The organism is Kitasatospora sp. NPDC058162 (assembly GCF_042884005.1).
Taxonomy (GTDB): domain Bacteria; phylum Actinomycetota; class Actinomycetes; order Streptomycetales; family Streptomycetaceae; genus Kitasatospora.
Genome location: NZ_JBHVUS010000009.1, coordinates 68,550 through 91,446 on the forward strand (window position 1 = coordinate 68,550; position 22,897 = coordinate 91,446).

Below are 22,897 nucleotides of genomic sequence, written 5' to 3' on the forward strand. Positions count from 1 at the left end.
CCGGGAAACCGCGTGTGGGCGCGGTCGCGCCGCGTCCCGGGGGCCGGGTTCGGCACCTTCGGGGCGGGACGGGCGCTGACGTGCGAGGACCCCGAACGGTCGTGCGGCTGCCACCGGTGGGGTGGGGGTGGTGGCGGTCGAACGGGGTTGGCCGAAAGCATGACAATCGAGCAAATCAAATGACAGGTCTTCCTCATGAATTGGCCAAGTCCCGCCAAGACGAGGGAATGTGAACGGAGGGACGAAACGGATCTTTTACCCCGACTTTCAGCGGGTTTCGATCCGAACCGAGGCCTGATACCGGGGTGTTCGGGCGTTCGGCGGCCAACCCCGCTGCGCCGGGCGGCTGTTGCCCGCCATTCACACCGACGCAATGTCCAGGTATGGACCTGGCCGTCCGATTGGCGGGATCCCGCCACGCGTCGCGCTTGTCCACCATCAGGACGGCTGGTAGCACACGTCCGGTCCGCCGGTACGGTAAGGAGGTGGCCAAGCCCCTCGCACTCGACTTCGACCCGATCGCCCGCGCCGACGAACTGTGGGCCCGCCGTTGGGGCACCGTGCCCTCGATGGCGGCGATCACCTCGATCATGCGCGCCCACCAGATCCTGCTCTCCCGGGTCGACGCGGTGCTCAAGCCGTACGGGCTGACCTTCGCCCGGTACGAGGCGCTGGTGCTGCTGACCTTCAGCCGGACCGGCGAGCTCTCGCTCTCCAAGATCGGCGAGCGGCTGATGGTCCACCCGACCAGCGTCACCAACACCGTCGACCGCCTGGAGCGGGCCGGCCTGGTCGCCCGCCGCCCCAACCCGCTGGACGGCCGCGGGGTGCTCGCCGCGATCACCGGGCGCGGCCGCGAGGTGGTCGAGGAGGCCACCCGGGAGCTGATGGCGATGGAGTTCGGGCTGGAGGAGTACGGCCCCGACCAGTGCCGGCAGGTGTTCGAACTGCTCAAGCCGCTGCGGATCGCGGCGGGCGACTTCGCCGAGCCGGGCGAGGGGGCTGCGGAGGAGCGGCCGTGAGGACGGCTACCCTCGTGGGGGCGGTGCGCGGATCCGGGCGTACCCGCTGAAACTGCCGAGCGAGGCGAGGAAGAGAATGAAGGCGACCCCCCTGCTGGGCTGGTACCGCGGCCTGGCCATTGCGACCGGCGTGGCGCTCCTGGTGTTCTGCGGCTTCATGGTGGCGAAGTACGGCTTCAGCACCGCCGAGGACCTGACCACCTACGTCGCGATGCTGCACGGCTACCTGTACATCGGGTACTTCGTGGTGACCTTCATGCTCGGGCAGAAGCTGAAGTGGCCGCTCGGCCGCCTGGTGCTGACCCTGGCGGCGGGCTGCATCCCGTTCCTCTCCTTCGTCTTCGAGCGCCGGGTGGCCCGCGAGGCCGCCGAGCAGCTCCCGGCGGGCGGCGCCCGCCAGCCGGCCGGCGTCTGAGCCTGTAGCTCCCGCGAGGGCGCCCCTTCCCCGGTTGGGGGAGGGGCGCCCTCGGCGTTTCCGGCCGCGGCCGCCGCCGATTCCGCGGGAGGGCCGGTCGCCGCCGATTCCGCTGGAGGGTCGGCTGCCGCCGATTTCCCGGGGCGGGTCTCCATCGACAATTACTAGGACGTCCGAGTAAATTAGTAGGACGTCCTAATAGCTGTGCCGCCCGGTGCCGTGGCGGCCGTACGGAGCGGAGTTCGGCCCATGGACGCCGAGGAGATCGAGCGCGGACGCCAGCGCTGGCAGCAGCGGTACGACAAGGCCCGCAAGCGCGACGCGGACTTCACCACCCTCTCCGGCGACGAGGTCGAGCCGGTCTACGGCCCCGCCCCCGGGCAGCCCGTCGAGGGCTTCGAGCGGATCGGCTGGCCGGGCGAGTACCCGTTCACCCGCGGCCTGCACCCCACCGGCTACCGCGGCCGCACCTGGACCATCCGCCAGTTCGCCGGCTTCGGCAACGCGCAGCAGACCAACGAGCGCTACCGGATGATCCTGGACGCGGGCGGCGGCGGCCTCTCGGTCGCCTTCGACATGCCCACCCTGATGGGGTACGACTCGGACGACCCCAAGTCGCTCGGCGAGGTCGGCCACTGCGGCGTCGCCATCGACACGGCCGCCGACATGGAGGTGCTGTTCGCCGGCATCCCGCTCGGCGAGGTCACCACCTCGATGACGATCAGCGGCCCGGCCGTCCCGATCTTCTGCATGTACCTGGTCGCCGCCGAGCGCCAGGGCGTGGACCCTGCGGTGCTCAACGGCACCCTGCAGACCGACATCTTCAAGGAGTACATCGCCCAGAAGGAGTGGCTCTTCGCCCCCGAGCCGCACCTGCGCCTGATCGGCGACCTGATGGAGCACTGCGCCCAGGGCATCCCGGCGTACAAGCCGCTCTCGGTCTCCGGCTACCACATCCGCGAGGCCGGGGCGACGGCCGCGCAGGAACTGGCGTACACCCTCGCGGACGGCTTCGCCTACGTCGAGCTGGGCCTGTCCCGCGGCCTGGACGTGGACGTCTTCGCGCCCGGCCTGTCCTTCTTCTTCGACGCCCACCTGGACTTCTTCGAGGAGATCGCCAAGTTCCGCGCCGCGCGCCGGATCTGGGCCCGCTGGATGCGCGACCGCTTCGGCGCCAAGACCGACAAGGCGCAGTGGCTGCGCTTCCACACCCAGACCGCCGGCGTCTCGCTCACCGCGCAGCAGCCGTACAACAACGTGGTGCGCACCGCCGTCGAGGCGCTCTCCGCGGTGCTCGGCGGCACCAACTCGCTGCACACCAACGCGCTGGACGAGACCCTGGCGCTGCCCTCCGAGCAGGCCGCCGAGATCGCGCTGCGCACCCAGCAGGTGCTGATGGAGGAGACCGGCGTCACCAACGTGGCCGACCCGCTGGGCGGTTCCTGGTACGTCGAGGCGCTGACCGACCGGATCGAGCAGCAGGCCGAGGCGATCTTCCAGCGGATCCTCGACAAGGGGCGCGAGGACCACGAGATCGGCCCGATCACCTCCGGCATCCTGCGCGGGATCGAGGAGGGCTGGTTCACCGGGGAGATCGCCGAGGCGGCCTTCCAGTACCAGGTGTCGGTGGAGAAGGGCGACAAGCGCGTGGTCGGCGTCAACTGCCACCCGCGCAGCGTCACCCCCGACCTGGAGATCCTGCGGGTCAGCCACGAGGTCGAACGCGAGCAGGTGCGGGTGCTGCGCGAGCGCAAGGCCGCCCGGGACGAGGCGGCGGTGCGGGCCGGGCTGGACGCCATGCTGGCGGCGGCCCGCTCGGGCGCGTCGATGATCCCGCCGATGCTGGACGCGGTGCGCGCCGAGGCGACCCTGGGCGAGATCTGCAACGCGCTGCGGCAGGAGTGGGGCACGTACCAGGAGAACGCCCAGTTCTGATGCGGAAGCGCCGCCCCGCCGCCCCGCCGCCCCGCCGCTCCGAGCCGAAGGGGCGCGCCGGTGCCGAAAGCGAGGAGCGACAAGCGAGGGACGAGCGCCGGAGCGACGACCGTCGGCACCGGGTCCGAGCGCCCCGGAGGCGAGTGGGCGAGTAGCAGAAGCCGCCGTACGGAGGTCCGTACGGCGGCTTCGCCGTGCCGTCAGCCGACGATCAGCGGGCCGAGCAGCAGGTCGATGAAGCGGCGGGTCCACGCGGGGGTGATCGGCTCGCCGCTGACCAGGACCCGGTGCTCGACGGTGCCGGCGATGGTGTCGAAGATGATGTCGACCTCCTCGCAGGCCGACGCGGTGTCGGTGTCCGCCTCGAGTTCGCCGCGCGCCTGGGCGGCCGCCCGGCCCTGCCGGACCAGCCGCTTCTGCGGGTCGACGATGGCCTCCCGGATCCGGCGGCGCAGCTGCGGGTCCCGGGTGCCCTCGGCGAACAGGGCGAGCAGCGCGGCCTGGGTCTCGGGGCGGGCCAGCAGGTCGGCGAACTGGCCGACCACGGCCTCGATGTCGGCCCGCAGGCTGCCGAGGTCGGGCATCACGAGTTCGTCGAAGATGCTGGCGACGGCGTCGACCACGAGTTCGTTCTTGGAGGGCCAGCGGCGGTAGAGCGTGGTCTTGGCGACCCCGGCCCGGCTCGCGACGTGGCCCATCGTCAGTCCGCCCCAGCCGAGTTCGGCGAGGGCTTCGCGGGTGGCGTCGAGGATCGCGAGGTCGGCGGCGGCGCTGCGCGGGCGGCCCTTGGCCCGGGACGCGTTGGCGCCCTCCTGGACGCCGCCGGCCCGGAGTTGGACCGTGCCGTCCCGGACGGCGCTGCTGTGGACGGCGTCGTCCGGGCTCGCGGCGGGCTGGGCGGCCGGCACCGGGCCTCCTTGCGATCTACTGGTAAGTAACCTGGGTGGGGCTGGTAACGGTAGCGACTGTTCGCCGATTCGGGCAGCCGGGCGGGCCGGGAAAGTGGGGCAGCTCACGTCCCCGAACCGCCGGTGGGGCTTGCGGCCGGGGCACCGGCTCCAGTTACGCTACGACCTGTAGCGAAAGCAGTGACAACCAGGCGCCGGACCCCGTGGGACGGGGCGGCGCGGGTGCGGGTGGGGATCCGCGCCGAACGGTTCAGGCTACCGGGGGAAGGGTGCACCGACCGCCAGCCCGCACCGCGCAATCCGCACCGCGCAGCCCGCGCGGAGCGACTTTCCGGAGGTTGGTGCCCGCCAGCAGTGCGGACGGGGGAGGATGGTGCCATGCAGCCACGGAATTCGCGTCTCAACAGCTCCTCCCTGCGCGGTGCGGTCGACCTCGCCGCGGTGAAGGCGGCCGGCGAGGCCGCCCAGAAGGCCGAGCAGGCCCGGGCCGAGCGGGCCCGTCAGGCGGCCGCCGCCGAAGCGGACGGAGTCGCCGCCCCCCAGCCCGCCTACCCGCTCGTCATCGACGTCACCGAGGACACCTTCGAGACCGAGGTCGTCCAGCGTTCCGCCGAGGTGCCGGTCGTCATCGACTTCTGGGCCGAGTGGTGCGGGCCCTGCAAGCAGCTCAGCCCGATCCTGGAGGGCCTGGCCGAGGAGTACGCCGGCCAGTTCGTGCTCGCCAAGATCGACGTGGACGCCAACCAGCTGATCGCCCAGCAGTTCGGCATCCAGGGCATCCCGGCCGTGATGGCCGTGGTGGCCGGCCAGCTGGTGCCGCTGTTCCAGGGCGCGGAGAGCGCCGCCAACGTCCGCAAGGTGCTGGACCAGCTGATCCTGGTCGCCGAGCAGCGCTTCGGCATCTCCGGTGGCGCGGTCGTCGCGGGCGAGGCCGCCGACGCCGCTCCGCAGCGGCCGGAGGACCCGGCGCTGTCCGCCGCGCACGACGCGCTGGACGCCGGTGACCTGAGCGGCGCCATCCAGGCGTACAAGAACGTGCTGGTCGACCAGCCGGGCAACACCGAGGCCAAGCTGGGCCTGGCCCAGGCCGAGCTGCTCCAGCGGGTCGAGGGCCTGGACCTGCAGTCGGTCCGGGCGGCGGCCGCCGCCGACCCGAAGAACGTCGGCATCCAGCTGCAGGCCGCCGACCTGGACCTGGTGGGCGGTCACGTCGAGGACGCCTTCGGGCGCCTGGTCGACACCGTCGGCCGGACCTTCGGCGAGGACCGGGACACCGCCCGGCTGCGCCTGCTGGAGCTGTTCGAGGTGATCGGCCCGGAGGACCCGCGGGTGGTCGCGGCCCGTACGGCGCTGGCCCGCGTGCTGTTCTGAGCCGCGCGCTGTTCTGAGTAGCACTGTCGGCGGTCCGGACCCGGACCTGGCACCGAGTGCCTGGCACAGCGGATGACCTGCGGTGTCGCCTGGTGATTTGGCGACAATCCGGTCAACCGGACAGAGGTTTACCAAATCTTGATTTCACCCGTGGGTGGTCACGTTCAGTGACCACCCACGGGTGTTTCGCTGCTGTTTCCGGCAGATTTCCTCGTCACGATTCCTTCAACACGTCACGCACGGTGCAACTCGGGTCAATTCCATGATCAATGCCACCTGGTGTTGCATTACCCGTCAGTAAGGCACCCCTTGTGCTTCGCCCGGGATTCAAGCACGATCGGCCACGCCCGGTCCCAGACTCCACACCCGCCGACAGCCGGTCGGCCGAGCGGAGCGCGGGATCCCCACCGGGTGATCCGTCGGCCCCAGGCCGGCGGTAGGGAGGGCAGGGGGGTATCCGCGGTCCCACGGCGGTTCCTGTCCTCGACCGGCCGCGCGGCCCTGCGCGGTCGCTGGTTGTCGCTCGGGGGTGATCGCCGATGTCGTCGATCCGACCCGTCGTCCCGCAAGGACGGCCGGTTTCGGGACGGGAGTGCCGCAGTACGCAGGCCGCTCCCGCGTCCGACGACGCCCAAGGCGCTCTCCGCTACCGAGGACGTAGCTCTCTCCCATCCCAGGCCCCCACCGGCGCGGGACGCGCCGCCGGGAGGCCGGAGATGTACGTCCTAGAAGGAGGACTCGCATGTCCAAGACCTACGGCAAGACCCGCTGGAAGCGCTTCGCCCTGGTGATGGTGCCGAGCGTCGCGGCCACCGCGATGGTCGGCGTCTCGATCGCCAACAGCGCGCTCGCCGCCTCGTTCAGCATTTCCGGCCAGCAGTTCAAGGTCAGCACCGACCAACTGCACGGCACCAACTTCGCCCAGTTCGGCTCGGTCGACATCGAGGCGAACGGCAAGCCGCACCCGGTCGCGGTCTCGGCCTTCGACCACGCCGACATCACCAACCTGTGCCAGTCGGTGGTGACGGACCTGTCCGCGTTCGGCCTGGGCAAGATCACGCTCCAGCTGCACGCCGGCACCGAGGCGGGCAAGCCGGTTCAGGCCGACAACCTGCTGATCGACCTGGAGCAGCTGAAGGCGGACGCGACCTTCACCCAGATGAACATCGGCCAGGACGCCTCCACCCTCTCGGGTACGGCCACCCAGGGCTGGGCCCCGCACGCGGGTGTCACCAAGGCGGGCGGCGGCGCCGGCCTGCCGTCCGGTGCGACCGGGTTCGCCCAGTCCGCCAAGACCGCCGACCTGAGCGGCGTTCAGCAGACCGCGCGGGCCACCTCGGCCGGCACCTTCAAGCTGAACGGCCTGAACCTCGCGCTGAAGAGCGGCGACGGCGCGGGCAACGAGTGCTTCTGAGCCTCGTCTGACGGCATGCCGACCGGCGTGCCCCGATGACGCGGTTCGACCCGGGGCCGGGGGCGGCGGGCAACCGCCGCTTCCGGCACCCCCCTTTTCTGTTCTTCCCTCGTAGCGACGTCGAGGAGTTGCACCATGTCCAGCGCAACGGTCGAGACGCGGCCCCGTCAGCAGAACCCCATCGGGTGGCTCTGGCGGCACTTCCGTGAATTCCGCCGCTCCAGGCCCTTCTGGGGCGGCCTGCTGGCCATGATCGCCGGCGTCCCGATCCTCTACTTCCCGTACGCGCACCTGACGTTCGGTGGTCTGACCATCGCGATGTCCACCACGGCCGGCGCCGGGTCGCTGATCATCGGGGTGCTGATGATCATCCTCGGGCTGACCGCCTGGTTCCAGCCCGCCGTACGGGTCTTCGCCGGCATCGCGACCATCCTGCTGACGCTGGTCTCGATCCCGGTCTCCAACCTCGCGGGCTTCGGCCTGGCCCTGCTGCCCGGCCTGATCGGCGGCGGGCTGATGGTCTCCTGGGCGCCGCTGCCCGAGCCGTCCACCGCGCCCGCCAAGGGGCGGCGCGCACGCCACGGCAAGCAGGCGGACAACGCCGTGGCGGAGAGCGTCGCCACCGGGCCCGCCACCGCTGAGCCGACCGCCGCCGAGCCCGCCGCCGAGCCGACCGCCGCCGTCGCCGAGAGCGCCGTCGCGAAGGCCGCCGAGGCGCCCGCCACCGCCAAGCTGCCCGCCCAGGGCGCGCCCGCGGAGCCGGCCGCCGCGGCCCCCGCCGCCGAGGCCGTCGTCCCGAAGCAGGGCACCGCCGGGGAGCAGGAGGAGGCGCGGTGACCGGGCCGGCCGAGCAAGCAGAGGGCACGGCCGTCCCCGCGCAGCGCTCCGGCCGGCACGCCGCGCCGCGCAAGCCGGTCCGGGTCCGGTTGAGAGGCCGCGCCCTGGCGATGGCCGCGGTGCCGACCGCGCTGCTGATGGCCGCCGCCTACACGCCCAACCCGGCGGTCGCCGAGTCCGCCGCGGGCAAGCCCTGCGGCAACGCGCCGGTGACCGTGCCGGACGTGGCGCCGATCGAGACGCCCGTCCCCAAGAGCGAGCTGCCCGAGCCGCCGCCCGCGCCGACCGGCACGCCCGGAAGCCCGACGACGACGCCCTCGACCGGCCCGGGCTCGGCTCCGACCACGGCTCCGAGCACCGCGCCGACCCAGCTGCCGAGCACGGCCCCGACCACCGCGCCGGTGAAGCCGCCGACCACGACGGCCACCCGGTCCGCCGTCCGCTCCGACGCCACCGGCGGTTCGGGCGCGGTGAGCGCGGTCTACCAGGGCAGCGACAACGGGACGGCCACCGCGAGCCCGGCCGGGCTGATCGACGACATCGTCGGCGGCATCAACCACCTGCTGAACCCGGGCGGTTCGGCCACTCCGACGCCGAGCGCGACACCGAGTGCCACCCCCCAGGGGCCGGCCGCGCCCGCCCCGCGGGTCGGCACCCCGGCGCAGCCCGCCCAGCCGCAGGCCCCGGCCGCCGGCACCCAGCAGGCCGCGCCGCCCGCCGCCCAGTCGTCCGGCACCCAGTCGTCCGGTGACCAGTCCTCCGCCGCCCAGCCCTCGGGCGGGCAGCCCTCGCCGGGCGCCACCGCCTCCGGCGGCAAGTCGGCCGCCAAGGCGACCCCGTCGGCGGGCGCTTCGGCGAGCTCCTCGGCCACCCCGACCCCGTCCGGCTCGCCCACCGCGAACCCCAACTGCACTGTGGACGCCCGGAACCTGACTGCCGGTGCGGCCTCCTCCGAGCAGGTCGTCCCGGAGCAGAACTGGACGCTGCAGACCAGCCGGCTCGGTCTGCACGGCGCGGCCTTCCACGGCGTCTACGACGTGAGGACCCCGACCGGCACCAAGCGGGTGCTGAAGTTCGTGGTCAACAGCGTGGACATCGAGAACCTCGACATGTCGACCCTGGAGGGCAACGGCGTCACCTTCCACGTCCAGGGCGCCCCGGGCTCGACCTCGACCATGCGCGACGGCCAGGTCACCATGTACGTGGAGCGGCTGTCCGGCCACCTGTCCAAGCTCCTCGGCCTGCCGATCCCGATCGACCTGGGCGAGATCACCCTCACCCCGGACACCCTGCCGCGCTGGCTGTACGACCTGATCGGCGCCGTCCCGATCCCGCTGGACATCGAGCTGACCGGGGTCACCGCCAAGCAGGCCGGCCAGTTCGGCGGCACCCTGCACATCCCGGGGATGCACCTGTTCAACGACAACGCGCCCTACAGCGACAAGTAGGCGGCGACCGGCGGACGCCGTAACGCCGGTGGGGCGGCCCTCCCGTACAGGAGGACCGCCCCACCGGCGTTCGTACTACCGGGATGTCACTCGCCGTGGCTGCCCAGGCGGTGCACCTGCACCATGTTGGTGGTGCCGGGGATGCCGACCGGCACACCGGCGGTGACGATCACGGTGTCGCCCTCGCTCAGCTCGCCCAGCTTCAGCAGCTCGCGGTCGACCTGCGCGACCATCGCGTCGGTGGTGGCCACCTGCTCGGTGACGTACGACTCGACGCCCCAGCTCAGCGAGAGCTGGTTGCGGGTGGCCGAGTCCGGGGTGAACGCGATCACCGGGATCGGCGAACGGTAGCGGGACAGCCGGCGCGCGGTGTCACCGGACTTGGTGAACGCGATCAGCGCCTTCCCGTTCAGGAAGTCGCCCAGCTCGCACGCGGCGCGGGCGACGGAGCCGCCCTGGGTGCGCGGCTTGCGGCCCGGGTTGAGCGGCTGCAGGCCCTGGGAGACCAGCTCCTCCTCGGCCTTCTCGCAGATCCGGCTCATGGTGCGGACGGTCTCGACCGGGTACTTGCCGACGCTGGACTCGGCGGAGAGCATCACCGCGTCGGTGCCGTCCAGGATGGCGTTGGCGACGTCGGAGACCTCGGCGCGGGTCGGCCGCGAGGCGTGGATCATCGACTCCATCATCTGGGTGGCGACGATGACCGGCTTGGCGTTGCGGCGGGCCAGGGTGATCAGCTGCTTCTGGACCAGCGGCACCCGCTCCAGCGGGTACTCGACGGCCAGGTCGCCGCGGGCGACCATGATGGCGTCGAAGGCGAGGACGATCTCCTCCATGGCCTCGACGGCCTGCGGCTTCTCGATCTTGGCGATGACCGGCACCCGGATGCCGACCTCGTCCATGACCTCGTGGACGTCCTTGATGTCGTCCGCGTTGCGGACGAAGGACAGGGCGACCATGTCGACGCCCAGGCGCAGCGCGAAGCGCAGGTCGTCCTTGTCCTTCTCGGACAGGGCGGGCACGTTCACGGCCGCGCCGGGCAGGTTGATGCCCTTGTTGTTCGAGAGCACGCCGCCCTCGACCACCACGGTCTTCACCCGCGGGCCGTCGACGCTGACGACCTCCAGGGCGATGACGCCGTCGTTGATCAGGATCGGGTCGCCGGGCTTCACGTCGCCGGGCAGGCCCTTGTAGGTGGTGCCGCAGATGTGCTGGTCACCGGGGACGTCCTCGGTGGTGATGGTGAACTCGTCGCCGTTGTCGACGGTCACCGGGCCGTTGGCGAAGGTCGCCAGACGGATCTTGGGACCCTGGAGGTCGGCCAGGACGCCGATGGCCTTGCCGGTGTCCTCCGAGACCTGGCGGACCTTCCGGTACCGCTCCTCGTGGTCCGCGTGGTTGCCGTGGCTCATGTTCAGTCGGGCGACGTTCATGCCCGCCTCGACGATGGCCTTCAGCTGTTCGTAGGAGTCCGTGGCCGGACCCAGGGTGCAGACAATTTTCGCTCGGCGCATATGGGTCAGTCTATCCGTTCGTGTTATCGGTGCATTCGGCACGAATCGTGGGAAATCGCCGACGAAGGATCCCGAGGAGCGAGACAATTCCGTGTCAGTCCTCGGACTGTTCACCTTCCCGGTGCACCAGGGCGAAGGCCTGGCGGGCGATCTCCAGCTCCTCGTCGGTCGGCACCACCGCGACCGCCACCCGGGAGAACTCGGGCGAGATGATCCGGGCCGCGCCCGAGCGCACCGAGTTCAGCTCCGGGTCCACGGCGATGCCCAGCTCCTCCAGCCCCGCGGTGGCCGCCGCGCGCACCGGCGCCGCGTTCTCCCCGACGCCCGCGGTGAACGCGATCGCGTCCACCCGGCCGAGCACCGCGTAGTAGCCGCCGATGTACTTGCGCAGCCGGTGGACGTACGCGTCGAAGGCGAGCCGCGCGTCCGCGTCCCCCTCGTCGGCGCGGCGCATGATCTCGCGCATGTCGTTCTCGCCGCACAGGCCGCGCAGCCCGCTGCGGCGGTTGAGCAGGTCGTCGATCTCGTCGACGGACAGGCCGCCGACCCGGTGCAGGTGGAACACCACGCCCGCGTCGATGTCACCCGAACGGGTGCCCATGACCAGGCCCTCCAGCGGGGTGAGGCCCATCGAGGTGTCCACGCAGCGGCCGCCGCTGACCGCCGAGGCGGAGGCGCCGTTGCCCAGGTGCAGCACGATCACGTTGACCTCGGCCGGGTCCTTGCCGAGCAGTCGGGCGGTGGCCCGCGAGACGTACTGGTGCGAGGTGCCGTGGAAGCCGTAGCGGCGCACCCGGTGCTCGTCGGCGACGGCCTTGTCGATCGCGTACCGGGCCGAGTACTCGGGCATCGAGGCGTGGAAGGCGGTGTCGAACACGGCCACCTGCGGCAGGTCCGGCCGTAGCGCGCGGGCCACCTCGATGCCGGTGATGTTCGCCGGGTTGTGCAGCGGCGCGACCGGGATCAGCCGGCGGATCTCCCGGAGCACCTCGTCGGTGATCACCGTCGGCTCGGTGAACCGCTTGCCGCCGTGCACCACCCGGTGGCCGATCGCGGCCAGCTCGGGGGAGTCCAGCCCGACGCCGTCGGCGGCCAGCTCCTCGGCGACGGCCTTCAGCGCGGACGAGTGGTCCGGGAAGGCCTGCAGCTGCTCGCGCCGCTCGCCGGTGCGCGGGGTGTGCACCAGCCGGCCGCCCGCCTCGCCGATCCGCTCGACCAGCCCGGAGGCCAGCCGGGCGCCGTCCAGCATGTCGATCAGCTGGTACTTCACCGACGAGGAGCCGGCGTTGAGAACGAGCACACGCGTTCCGGCGGTCATGCCTGCGGCTCCTTGCGGTCCTGGGACTGGATGGCGGTGATCGCGACGGTGTTGACGATGTCCTCCACCAGCGCGCCGCGCGAGAGGTCGTTGACGGGCTTGCGCAGCCCCTGCAGCACCGGGCCGACCGCGACCGCGCCGGCCGAGCGCTGGACGGCCTTGTAGGTGTTGTTGCCGGTGTTGAGGTCCGGGAAGATCAGCACGGTGGCCCGCCCGGCCACCGGCGAGCCCGGCAGCTTGGTGGCCGCGACGTGCTCGTCCACCGCCGCGTCGTACTGGATCGGGCCCTCGACCAGGATGTCCGGCCGCAGCGCGCGGACCAGCTCGGTGGCCTTGCGGACCTTGTCGACGTCCGCGCCCGAGCCGGAGGTGCCGGTCGAGTACGAGAGCATCGCGACCCGCGGCTCCACCCCGAACTGGGCGGCGGTGGCGGCCGATTGGATCGCGATGTCGGCCAGCTGCTGGGCGTCCGGGTCGGGGTTGACCGCGCAGTCGCCGTACACCAGCACCTTGTCGGCCAGGCACATGAAGAAGACGCTCGACACGATGGACGCGCCCGGGGAGGTCTTGATCACCTCGAAGGCGGGCCGGATGGTCGCCGCGGTGGAGTGCACCGCACCGGAGACCATGCCGTCGGCGATGCCCTCCTGGACCATCAGGGTGCCGAAGTAGGAGACGTCGGTGACCACGTCCAGGGCCAGCTCGACGGTCATCCCCTTGTGGGCGCGCAGCCGGGCGTACAGCTCGGCGAACTGGCGGCGCAGCGGGCTGGTGCTCGGGTCGACCACCCGGACCTGGGCGCGGTCGGCGCCCGTGTCGTCCTGCGGGAGGACGATGCCCAGGCTCGCGGCCTTGCGGCGCACCGCGTCGACCTCGCCGAGCAGGGTGAGGTCGCAGATGTTGCGGCGCAGCAGGATCTCGGCCGCCCGCAGCACCCGCTCCTCGGTGCCCTCGGGCAGTACCACGTGCCGGCGGCCGGCCCGGGCGCGCTCCAGCAGCGCGTGCTCGAACATCATCGGGGTCACCCGCTCGGACCGGCCGACCTCGATCCGGTTGGTCAACTCGGCGGTGTCCACGTGCAGTTCGAACAGTCCGAGGGCGATCTCGGCCTTCCGGGGGCTGGCCGCGGTGAGCTTGCCCTCCAGGTGGGTCAGGGTGGCGGCGGTGGGCCAGCTGCCCTCGGGGACGACCGCGACCGGGGTGCCGGGGGCGAGCCGGGCGGCCAGCGCCATCACGTTCGGGCCGGGGTGCTGGCCGAGGGTCAGCAGCACGCCGGCGATCGGCGGGGCGCCGGCCGCGTGCGCGGCCAGCGAGCCGATCACCAGGTCGGCGCGGTCCCCGGGGGTGACCACCAGGGCGCCCTCGGTCAGCGCGTCCAGGAAGGTGGGCAGCATGGCGCCGCCGAAGACGAAGCCGCGCACGTCCCGGGCCAGGCCGGCCGCGTCGCCGAGCAGCACCTCGGCGCCGGTCGCCTCCACCAGCTGGGCGACGGTCGGCGCGGCCAGGGCAGGCTCCTCCGGGATCACGTACGCCGGGATCGGCAGCTTCTCGGTGAGCGCGCGCTGGATCCGCTGCTTGGCGCCCGGGGCGGTCCGGTTGGCGATCATCGCCAGGGTCTCGCAGCCGAGGTCGGTGTACGCCCGGTGGGCGTTGCGCACCTCGGCGATCACGGCCTCCGGGTCCTTGCCCTGGCCGCCGACCACCGGCAGCACGGCGGCGCCGAACTCGTTGGCGAGCCGGGCGTTGAAGGCCAGCTCGTCCGGGATGTTGGTGTCGGCGAAGTCGGTGCCCAGCACCAGCACCGCCTGGCAGCGCCGCTCCAGCGCGCGGAACCGGTCGACCAGCGCGGAGACCAGCTCGTCCTGCCCCTGGGCGGCCTGCAGCGCGGCCGCCTCCTCGTAGGTGAGCCCGTACAGCTCGGAGCCCGGCAGGTCGATCCGGTACCGCCCGCGCAGCAGCTCGACGACGTGGTCCGACCCCGACCCGCCGGGCGCCGCCGCGTGCACCAGCGGACGGAACACCCCGACCCGGTCCACCTGACGGGTGAGCAGTTCCATGACCCCGAGTTCGACGGCCTGCCGGCCGTCCCCCCGGTCGATCCCGGTCACGTACACGCTGCGCGCCACGCGGATGTCTCCGTCCCGTCGCCTCGGAAGCTGGCCATATCGACCATACCTTCGCACCGCGAACGCCCGTCCGCGAGCAGAGCGGCCGGGCGGACGCAAGGGACGAAGGTCACGCCGGGTGGTGCGGCAGTGCTCAGCGGCCGGCGGGCTCGGAGCGGAGGGCAGGCCGGTGAGGGTGCGGGAGCAGAACTCGGAGCCGCAGTGGCAAGCCCCCCGCCCGTTGACGATCAGTCCCGGGCGGGGAGCCTGCGGGCTCAGGCCGGGCGGAGCCAGAGGGTGGCGAGCGGGGGGAGGACCAGTTCGGCGGAGCGGGGCTGGCCGTTCCACTCGACCGGGTCGGCCTTGATCGGGCGGGAGTTGCCGGTGCCGCTGCCGCCGTAGGTCTCGGCGTCGGTGTTCAGCAGTTCCTCCCAGAGCTGCTCGCGGCCGTCCAGGGCGGGCAGGCCGACCCGGTGGCCGTGGCGGACCACGGGGGAGAAGTTGCAGACGGCGACCAGCGGGGTGCCGTCGGCGGCGTGGCGGACGAAGGAGAGCAGGTTGTCCTCGGCGGAGCCGCCGTCGAGCCAGCGGAAGCCGTCCGGGGTGGTGTCCAGCTCCCAGAGGGCGGGGGTGTCCCGGTAGATCCGGTTGAGGTCGCGGACGAGGCGGCGCACGCCCTCGTGGTCCCGGTGGGCGGGCCACTGCTCGTCGAGCACCCACCACTGCGGGCCCTGCTCGTGGTCCCACTCCGCGCCCTGGGCGAACTCCTGCCCCATGAAGAGCAGTTGCTTGCCGGGGTGGGACCACATGAAGCCGAGGTAGGCGCGGTGGTTGGCGCGCTGCTGCCACCAGTCGCCGGGCATCTTGGAGACCAGGGCCTGCTTGCCGTGGACGACCTCGTCGTGGGAGATCGGCAGGATGTAGTTCTCGGAGTAGGCGTACACCATCGAGAAGGTGATCTCGTTGTGGTGGTACTTGCGGTGCACCGGCTCCTTGGACATGTAGACCAGCGAGTCGTGCATCCAGCCCATGTTCCACTTCAGCCCGAAGCCGAGGCCGCCGGCGTCGGTGGGCCGGGTGACGCCGTCCCAGGCGGTGGACTCCTCGGCGATGGTGATCACGCCGGGGCAGCGCCGGTAGACGGTGGCGTTCATCTCCTGGAGGAAGGCGGCGGCGTCCAGGTTCTCCCGGCCGCCGTACTGGTTGGGCGTCCAGGCGCCGCCCTCGCGGGAGTAGTCGAGGTAGAGCATCGAGGCGACGGCGTCGACCCGCAGGCCGTCGATGTGGAACTCCTCGCACCAGTACACGGCGTTGGCGACCAGGAAGTTGCGCACCTCGGTGCGGCCGTAGTCGAACTCCAGCGTCCCCCAGTCGGGGTGCTCGGCGCGCAGCGGGTCGGCGGGCTCGTACAGCGGCTCGCCGTCGAAGCGGGCGAGGGCGAAGTCGTCCTTGGGGAAGTGCGCGGGCACCCAGTCGACGATCACGCCGATGCCGTGCCGGTGCAGGGTGTCGACCAGGTGCCGGAAGTCGTCGGGGCCGCCGAGCCGGGCGGTGGGGGCGAAGTAGCCGGAGACCTGGTACCCCCAGGAGCCGCCGAAGGGGTGCTCCATCACCGGCATGAACTCCACGTGGGTGAAGTTCAACTCCTTGAGGTAGCGCGGCAGTTCCTCGGCGATGGCGCGGTAGGAGGTGAGCTCGGGCCGCCAGGAGGCCAGGTGCAGCTCGTACACCGACATCGGGGCCCGGTGGTGCGCGGTGCGGGCCCGGCGGGCCATCCACTCGCCGTCCTGCCACCGGTAGGCGGAGGAGGTCACCACCGAGGCGGTGCCGGGCGGGCACTGGGCGGCCCGGGCGAGCGGGTCGGCCTTGTCGAGGACCCAGCCCTGCCGGGTGTGGATCTCGTACTTGTAGGTGGCGCCCTCGGCGAGGCCGGGGACGAACAGCTCCCAGATGCCGGAGGAGCCGAGCGAGCGCATCGGGTGGCCGGTGCCGTTCCAGTGGTTGAAGTCGCCGATCAGCCGCACCCCGACGGCGTTGGGCGCCCAGACCGCGAAGGCGGTGCCGGCCACGCCGTCGACGGTGCGCACGTGCGAGCCGAGCGCCTGCCAGAGCTGCTCGTGCCGGCCCTCGGAGATCAGGTGCAGATCGAGTTCGCCGAGGGTGGGCGGGCTGCGGTAGCCGTCGTGCTGGCGCTGCGGTTCGCCGTCCGGGTAGTCCACCAGCAGGGTGTAGTCGGGGAGTTCGCCGCCCGCCAGCAGGCCGGTGAACAAACCGCCCTGCTGGTGGGTGAGTTCGGCGGGGCCGTGGGCGGTCTCCACCACCACCCGGTCGGCGAACGGGCGCAGCACCCGGATCGCCGTCCCGCCGTGCACCGGGTGCGCGCCGAGCAGGGCGTGCGGGTCGTGGTGCTGCCCGCTCACCAGCCGGTCCACCTCGGCCGGCGGCAGCGGCGCATCGGGGAGCCGGAGGGCTGTGACTCGCCCGCTCGCCTCCGGGCGCTCTTGGTCCGACGCCGACGGTCGGCGCTCCGTCGCTCCTGCGTCGCTCCCTCGCTTCTCCCTTTCGGCGTCGGCGCGCCCTTCGGCTCGGGGCGGGTGGGGCTCGCCCCGTTCGGGGGCCCCGGCCAGGAAGGTGGCCGGAACGGGGCGGGTGGGGCGGCCGGTCGGGTCGAGCGGCGTCACGGCGTGGTCCTCCAGCGGCGGGGGTGGGCGAACTCGTGGCGGGCGGGCGGGCGGGCAGGCGGGCGGGCGGGACGGGGATCGCGGGGTCAGACGGACAGGGCGAGCCGGTTGATCGCGGCGAGCGGGATCGGCAGCCAGCTGGGCCGGTGCCTGGCCTCGTACACCACCTCGTACACCGCCTTGTCGATCTCCAGGGCCCGCATCAGCTCCGGCGAGGCGGCCGGGTCGGCGCCGCCTCCGGCGGTGTAGCCGGCGCAGAAGGCGGTGCGGTTGCGCTGGGCCCAGGCGGCGGCGAGGTGGGCCAGCTCGGGGTCGACCGGGCCGCCGGCCAGCAGGTGGGCGGCCGCGTAGTCGAAGGAGCGCAGCATCGCGGCGACGTCGCGCAGGGCCGGCTGGGGTTCGCGGCGCTCGTTGACGGATTTGGCCGGCTCCCCCTCGAAGTCCAGCAGCACCCAGCCGTGCGGGGTGCGCATGGCCTGGCCGAGGTGGAGGTCGCCGTGGATGCGCTGGACCGGCAGGCCGTCCGGGTGGGCGTCGGCGAGCTGCTGGAAGGCGGTGCGCAGGGCGGCGCGGAAGCGCAGCAGTCCGGGGACGGCGGCGACGGCGCTGTCCAGCCGGTCGGCCATCGCGGTGGCGAGCCGGCCGGTCTGGGTGCGGTCGAGCCGGGCGACGGGCATGGAGCGGGCGAGCACCCGGTGCACCTCGGCGGTGGCCCGGCCGAGCCGGTGCGCCTCGATGGCGAAGTTGCCGGGGGAGCGGTCGCCCTTGAGCCGGCCGACCTGGTCGAGGGCGAGCTCCCAGCCGTCCTCGGCGTCCGGCAGGTAGCGCTGGAGGAGTCCGAGGGTGGCGGGCTCGGCGCGTTCCATCCGGCTCTCGAACCAGGCGGCGACCCGGGGGATGCGGGTGGAGCCGGCCCGGGAGAGGGCGAGCGAGAGTTCCAGGTCGGGGTTGGTGCCGGGGTGGATGCGTCGGAAGAGTTTCAGGATGTACGAGGTGCCGTAGATGACCGAGCTGTTGGACTGTTCGGCGGTGGAGGCGCGGCCGGGGAGGTTGGCGGGGAGTCCGGAGCCGGGGGTGCGGCGGAAGGACAGCGAGCCGAACCGGTCGCCGGTGGCCAGGTGTTCCAGCAGGCGTCCGGTGAGTTCGGGGTCGTGCACGGCGTCGTAGAGGGCGGCGCCGTCGTACGGGCCCTGGTTGAGCAGGCCGAGCACGGCGCCGGGTTCGATGCCCGCGGGGCCCTGGGAGCGGATGCCGAGCAGGAGTTGGTAGGTGTCGCCGTGCGGGAGGCCGGCCGTGGTGGCGTGTTCGACCCGCAGCAGCAGGTGCAGCAGGGCGGGGTCGCCGACCTGCAGCGGGGTGCCGACCACCGGCACGAGCCCGGTGATGGGGCGTCCCTTCCCGGCGTACCAGCGCTGGGTGGGGAGCCACTCGGCGATCAGCGGCAGGGCCGCCTGGACGAGCTCGCTGACCCCCAGGGCGGTTCTCCGGGCCCCGGTGCCCCGCGCGCCCGGGTGCGCGGCGGAGCCGGCCGGGGCGTCGTGCTGCACATGGGCTTGAGAACGGGAGGTTTCGGACATGACTCCCTTTCCCCGGAAGCACGCGGAGGGCCCGACGGGTCGTGGCCGGGGTCCGTCAGTCTTCCGGATTTCGGCGGCGCGGCGGTCGCGGCACGCGAGCACGGCTCGGGTGTCACGCCTTCGTGTGGGTAGCCGTTGGGCTGTTCTCCGTACGCGGTGGTGCAGAGAACTCCGGGGGCGCAGGGGTCAACTCGCGCCCCCGGAGGGTCTGGTGGTGCCGTGCGGGCCGCTGGTGGCAGGGCGCGGCGGATCGTTACTTCGATCGCCTGGTTCCGCTCGGGCGCGGGGGCTGCCGGAGTTGGAACCAGTAGAAGCCGTGCCCGGCCAGCGTGAGCAGGTAGGGCCACTCGCCGATCGACGGGAAGCGCACTCCGCCGATCAGCTCGACCGGGTACCGCCCGCCGTACTGCCGCAGGTCCAGCTCGGTCGGCTGCGCGAACCGCGAGAAGTTGTTCACGCACATGACCAGGTCGCCCTCGTGCTCGCGCACGAAGGCCAGCACGGCGGGGTTGCTGGACGGCAGTTCGGTGTAGGTGCCCAGGCCGAACGCCGGGTTGAGCTTGCGGATCTCGATCATGCGACGCGTCCAGTGCAGCAGTGAACTCGAACTGCTCTGCTGCGCTTCGACGTTGGTCACCTGATAGCCGTACACCGGGTCCATGATGGGCGGCAGACTGAGCCTGCCCGGGTCGGCGGAGGAGAAACCCGCGTTGCGGTCCGGGGTCCACTGCATCGGCGTGCGCACGCCGTCCCGGTCGCCCAGCCAGATGTTGTCGCCCATGCCGATCTCGTCCCCGTAGTAGAGCACCGGCGAGCCGGGGAGGGAGAGCAGCAGGGCGGTGAACAGCTCGATCTGGTTGCGGTCGTTCTCCAGCAGCGGGGCGAGCCGGCGGCGGATGCCCACGTTGGCGCGCATCCGCGGGTCCTTGGCGTACTCCGCGTACATGTAGTCGCGCTCCTCGTCGGTGACCATCTCCAGGGTCAGCTCGTCGTGGTTGCGCAGGAAGATGCCCCACTGGCAGCCGCCCGGGATCGCCGGGGTCTTGGCCAGGATCTCCGACACCGGGTACCGGGACTCCCGGCGCACGGCCATGAAGATCCGCGGCATCACCGGGAAGTGGAACGCCATGTGGCACTCGTCGCCGCCCGCGGTGAAGTCGCCGAAGTAGTCGACGACGTCCTCGGGCCACTGGTTGGCCTCGGCGAGCAGCACGGTGTCCGGGTAGTCGGCGTCGATCTCCTTCCGGACCCGCCGGAGGAACTCGTGGGTCTCCGGCAGGTTCTCGCAGTTGGTGCCCTCGCGGGCGAACAGGTACGGCACCGCGTCCAGCCGGAAGCCGTCGATGCCGAGGTCGAGCCAGAACCGCAGCCCGGCGATCATCTCGTCCTGGACGCGGGGGTTGTCGTAGTTGAGGTCCGGCTGGTGCGAGAAGAACCGGTGCCAGTAGTACTGCTTGCGCACCGGGTCGTAGGTCCAGTTGGAGGTCTCGGTGTCGACGAAGATGATCCGGGCGTCCGGGTACTGCTTGTCGTCGTCGGCCCACATGTAGAAGTCGCCGTACGGCCCGTCCGGGTCCGCCCGGGAGGCCTGGAACCACGGGTGCTGGTCGCTGGTGTGGTTCATGACGAAGTCGATGATGACGCGCATGCCGCGGGCGTGCGCGGCGTCGGTGAACTCCATGAAGTCGGCGAGGTCGCCGAACTCCGGCAGCACCGACTTGTAGTCGGCGACGTCGTACCCGCCGTCGCGCAGCGGCGAGGCGAAGAAGGGCGGGAGCCAGAGGCAGTCGACGCCGAGCCACTGCAGGTAGTCGAGCTTGGTCGTGAGCCCCTTGAGGTCCCCGATCCCGTCGCCGTTGCTGTCCTGGAAGGACCGCACCAGCACCTCGTAGAAGACCGCCCGTTTGAACCACTCCGGGTCCAGGTTCTTCTTCGAGGTCTCCGGGAAGGTGTCGGGGACGGGCTCGTTCACTGTCACGCTGGGTTCCTCCGAACCGTGAGGAGGTGAGCCGGCTCGGCTGAGGGATCGAGCCGGACGTAGTTGTGTCGGCCCCAGGTGTAGACGGCGCCGGTGAGCTCGTCGTGCACCGCGTGGGGCCCGTCGCCGTCGAGCGTGACGGTGGCCTCCTGGACGTGGTGCGGGTCGAGGTTGACCACCGTGATCACCCGGTCGGTCAGGCCCTCGGGGGTGGTCGCGGTCTTGGAGTAGGCGAGCACCTGCTCGTTGTCGGTCGGGTGGAAGCGCAGGTCGCGCAGCTGCTGGAGGGCGGGGTGGCGCCGGCGCAGCCGGTTCAGCACGGTGAGCAGCGGGGCGAGGGTGTCGGTGCGGTTCCAGTCGCGGGGGCGCAGCTCGTACTTCTCCGAGTGGAGGTACTCCTCGGAGCCGGGGTGGGCCGGCTCGTTCTCGAACAGCTCGTAGCCGGCGTAGACGCCGTAGCTGGGGGAGAGGGTGGCGGCGAGCACGGCGCGGATCGCGAACGCGGCGTGGCCGCCGTGCTGGAGGTAGGCGTGCAGGATGTCCGGGGTGTTGGCGAAGAAGTTGGGGCGCATGTAGGCGGCCGCGTCACCGGTGAGTTCGGTGAGGTATTCGGTGAGTTCGTTCTTGGTGGTGCGCCAGGTGAAGTACGTGTACGACTGGTGGAAGCCGATCTTCGCGAGGGTGTGCATCATCGCGGGGCGGGTGAAGGCCTCCGCCAGGAACACGACATCCGGGTCGGTGCGGGCGATGTCGCCGAGCACCTTCTCCCAGAACACCACCGGCTTGGTGTGGGGGTTGTCGACCCGGAAGATCCGGATGCCGTGGGCCATCCAGAACCGGAGGATCCGGACGGTTTCCTTGACGATTCCGTCCATGTCCTGGTCGAAGTTGACCGGGTAGATGTCCTGGTACTTCTTCGGCGGGTTCTCGGCGTACGCGATGGTGCCGTCCGCGCGGTGGCTGAACCATTCCGGGTGCTTGTTCACCCACGGGTGGTCGGGGGAGCACTGGAGGGCGAAGTCCAGCGCCACCTCCAGGTGCAGCGCCTTGGCCTCGGCGACGAAGTGGTCGAAGTCCTCGATGGTGCCGAGGTCCGGGTGGACGGCGTCGTGGCCGCCCTCCGGCGAGCCGATCGCCCAGGGCGAACCGACGTCGTGCGGACCGGCCGTCAGGGTGTTGTCCGGGCCCTTGCGGTAGGCGCGTCCGATCGGGTGCACCGGCGGCAGGTAGACCACGTCGAAGTCCATCGCGGCGACCGCCGGCAGCCGCTCGGCGGCGGTGCGCAGGGTGCCCGAACGCGGCGGCTCGACCCCGTTCGGGTCCACCACCGCGCCCTCCGAGCGCGGGAAGAACTCGTACCAGGAGCCGAACAGCGCGCGCTCGCGGTCCACCTGGAGCGGCAGCGGGCGGGAGGCGCTGAGCAGCTCCCGCAGCGGGTGCCGGGCCAGCAGCTCCAGCACCTCGGGGGCGAGCGCGGCGGCCAGCCGGGACAGCGGGGGCAGGCCCGGGTCGCGCAGCGCGTCCGCGGCGGCCAGCACGTGGGCCCGGCCGTCCTTCTTCGGCACCCCGGCGGCGGCCTGCTCCAGCAGCCGGGCGCCCTCCTCCAGGACCAGCGCGGTGTCGATCCCGGCGGGCAGCTTCACCGCGGCGGTCTTGCGCCAGGTGGCGATCGGGTCGCTCCACGCCTCCACCAGGTACGACCAGCGGCCGGGCGCGGTCGGGGTGACGTGCGCCCCCCAGCGGTCGGTGCCCTCGGCGAGCTCGCGCATCGGCGTCCACGGGCCGCTGCGGCCGCGCGGGTCGCGCAGCACCACGTTGGCGTTGACGGCGTCGTGGCCCTCGCGGAAGACGGTCGCGGTGACCGGGAAGGTCTCGCCGACCACGGCCTTGGCCGGGCGGCGGCCGGCGTCGATCTGGGGGCTGACGTCCAGGACGGGGATGCGGCCGATCACGGTGTCGCTCTCTGTCGTCTTGCGGGCGGAGGGCTTGGTGGCGGGCTTGGCGGCGGTCTTGCGGGCGGCGGTCTTGCGGGCGGGGGCCTTGCGCGCGGGCGCCTTCGCGGCGGTGCCCGAGGACTCCGCGGGGGTGGTCCCGGAGCCGGCCTTCGCGGTGGCGGTGCTGCGGCGCGTGGTGGTGGTGCGCCTGCGCGGTGCCGCTGTCGGGCCCTCCTCGTCCCCGGGTTGTGGGGCGGCTGCGGAGGGCTGTGCTGCGGAGGGCTGTGTTTCGGACGATTGGGTACGGACGCCGCCGGACACCCTGGGCGACGGCATCGCCGGGTCTGTCCGAGTGTCAGAATCCATCCGTCCGGCGGATTCCGCGACCGCTGCGTCGACGGTGTCCGCCACCGGTGTGGACTGGTCCCGCGTGTCGCCGT

At 72.2% G+C, this 22,897-nt stretch carries 15 protein-coding genes; 7 read left to right on the forward strand and 8 right to left on the reverse strand.

The window, feature by feature from the left end; translation table 11 throughout:
- Positions 1–485: 485 nt before the first annotated feature.
- From ACFVXG_RS19525 to ACFVXG_RS19535, 3 genes are all read left to right on the forward strand, one after another.
- Positions 486–1,022, forward strand: a complete 537-nt coding sequence (locus ACFVXG_RS19525; RefSeq protein WP_387929091.1) for a MarR family winged helix-turn-helix transcriptional regulator — start codon at positions 486–488, stop codon at positions 1,020–1,022.
- A gap of 76 nt (positions 1,023–1,098) precedes the next feature.
- Positions 1,099–1,437, forward strand: coding sequence for a DUF3817 domain-containing protein (locus tag ACFVXG_RS19530; RefSeq protein WP_350504344.1), 339 nt, complete (start codon positions 1,099–1,101; stop codon positions 1,435–1,437).
- A 249-nt stretch (positions 1,438–1,686) separates the two neighbouring features.
- Positions 1,687–3,372, forward strand: a complete 1,686-nt coding sequence (locus ACFVXG_RS19535) for a methylmalonyl-CoA mutase (protein WP_387929093.1) — start codon at positions 1,687–1,689, stop codon at positions 3,370–3,372.
- Positions 3,373–3,572: 200 nt separating this feature from the next.
- Here ACFVXG_RS19535 and ACFVXG_RS19540 read toward each other — a convergent pair whose 3' ends face one another.
- Entirely contained in the window at positions 3,573–4,124 is a 552-nt protein-coding gene (locus tag ACFVXG_RS19540; protein ID WP_387929417.1) for a TetR/AcrR family transcriptional regulator, read from the reverse strand.
- Positions 4,125–4,658: 534 nt separating this feature from the next.
- Between ACFVXG_RS19540 and ACFVXG_RS19545 the strand changes: the two genes are divergently transcribed.
- The 4 genes from ACFVXG_RS19545 (at position 4,659) to ACFVXG_RS19560 (ending at position 9,350) form a co-directional block, all read left to right on the forward strand.
- Positions 4,659–5,651 carry a tetratricopeptide repeat protein gene (locus ACFVXG_RS19545; RefSeq protein WP_387929095.1) on the forward strand — a complete coding sequence of 331 codons (993 nt, stop codon included), beginning with the start codon at positions 4,659–4,661 and terminating at the stop codon, positions 5,649–5,651.
- 742 nt (positions 5,652–6,393) lie between these two features.
- Entirely contained in the window at positions 6,394–7,065 is a 672-nt protein-coding gene (locus tag ACFVXG_RS19550) for a DUF6230 family protein (RefSeq protein WP_350504341.1), read from the forward strand.
- Positions 7,066–7,200: 135 nt separating this feature from the next.
- The gene (locus ACFVXG_RS19555; protein WP_387929097.1) at positions 7,201–7,902 is read left to right on the forward strand and encodes a DUF6114 domain-containing protein; all 702 of its coding nucleotides are present in this window, start codon (positions 7,201–7,203) and stop codon (positions 7,900–7,902) included.
- The gene (locus ACFVXG_RS19560; protein WP_387929099.1) at positions 7,899–9,350 is read left to right on the forward strand and encodes a hypothetical protein; all 1,452 of its coding nucleotides are present in this window, start codon (positions 7,899–7,901) and stop codon (positions 9,348–9,350) included. Before ACFVXG_RS19555 ends, ACFVXG_RS19560 begins: the two co-directional genes overlap by 4 nt.
- Before the next feature lie 86 nt (positions 9,351–9,436).
- Here the strand turns inward: ACFVXG_RS19560 and pyk are convergent, their stop codons facing one another.
- From pyk to ACFVXG_RS19595, 7 genes are all read right to left on the reverse strand, one after another.
- Positions 9,437–10,864, reverse strand: coding sequence for a pyruvate kinase (pyk, locus tag ACFVXG_RS19565; protein ID WP_387929101.1), 1,428 nt, complete (start codon positions 10,862–10,864; stop codon positions 9,437–9,439).
- Positions 10,865–10,958: 94 nt separating this feature from the next.
- Positions 10,959–12,182 (reverse strand): acetate kinase, encoded by a 1,224-nt coding sequence (locus ACFVXG_RS19570; protein WP_387929103.1) that lies wholly within the window; start codon positions 12,180–12,182, stop codon positions 10,959–10,961.
- A complete protein-coding gene (gene pta / locus ACFVXG_RS19575; RefSeq protein ID WP_387929105.1) occupies positions 12,179–14,308 on the reverse strand; it encodes a phosphate acetyltransferase in 2,130 nt (709 codons plus the stop codon). The genes ACFVXG_RS19570 and pta overlap by 4 nt, the downstream gene beginning before the upstream one ends.
- 254 nt (positions 14,309–14,562) lie before the next feature.
- Complete coding sequence (gene glgB / locus ACFVXG_RS19580; RefSeq protein WP_387929419.1) at positions 14,563–17,058, reverse strand: 1,4-alpha-glucan branching protein GlgB; 2,496 nt, start codon at positions 17,056–17,058, stop codon at positions 14,563–14,565.
- Positions 17,055–18,545, reverse strand: a complete 1,491-nt coding sequence (locus ACFVXG_RS19585) for a maltokinase (RefSeq protein ID WP_387929107.1) — start codon at positions 18,543–18,545, stop codon at positions 17,055–17,057. Before ACFVXG_RS19585 ends, glgB begins: the two co-directional genes overlap by 4 nt.
- Positions 18,546–18,798: 253 nt before the next feature.
- Complete coding sequence (treS, locus tag ACFVXG_RS19590) at positions 18,799–20,523, reverse strand: maltose alpha-D-glucosyltransferase (protein WP_387929109.1); 1,725 nt, start codon at positions 20,521–20,523, stop codon at positions 18,799–18,801.
- A complete protein-coding gene (locus ACFVXG_RS19595) occupies positions 20,520–22,475 on the reverse strand; it encodes an alpha-1,4-glucan--maltose-1-phosphate maltosyltransferase (protein WP_387929421.1) in 1,956 nt (651 codons plus the stop codon). The genes treS and ACFVXG_RS19595 overlap by 4 nt, the downstream gene beginning before the upstream one ends.
- Positions 22,476–22,897 lie beyond the last annotated feature (422 nt).

Coding starts and splice junctions, on each gene's coding strand:
- ACFVXG_RS19555 (WP_387929097.1), top strand. CDS start 7,201: ATGTCCAGCGCAACGGTCGAGACGCGGCCCCGTCAGCAGAACCCCATC.
- ACFVXG_RS19550 (WP_350504341.1), top strand. CDS start 6,394: ATGTCCAAGACCTACGGCAAGACCCGCTGGAAGCGCTTCGCCCTGGTG.
- ACFVXG_RS19585 (WP_387929107.1), bottom strand. CDS start 18,545: ATGTCCGAAACCTCCCGTTCTCAAGCCCATGTGCAGCACGACGCCCCG.
- ACFVXG_RS19570 (WP_387929103.1), bottom strand. CDS start 12,182: ATGACCGCCGGAACGCGTGTGCTCGTTCTCAACGCCGGCTCCTCGTCG.
- ACFVXG_RS19535 (WP_387929093.1), top strand. CDS start 1,687: ATGGACGCCGAGGAGATCGAGCGCGGACGCCAGCGCTGGCAGCAGCGG.
- pyk (WP_387929101.1), bottom strand. CDS start 10,864: ATGCGCCGAGCGAAAATTGTCTGCACCCTGGGTCCGGCCACGGACTCC.
- ACFVXG_RS19545 (WP_387929095.1), top strand. CDS start 4,659: ATGCAGCCACGGAATTCGCGTCTCAACAGCTCCTCCCTGCGCGGTGCG.
- ACFVXG_RS19530 (WP_350504344.1), top strand. CDS start 1,099: ATGAAGGCGACCCCCCTGCTGGGCTGGTACCGCGGCCTGGCCATTGCG.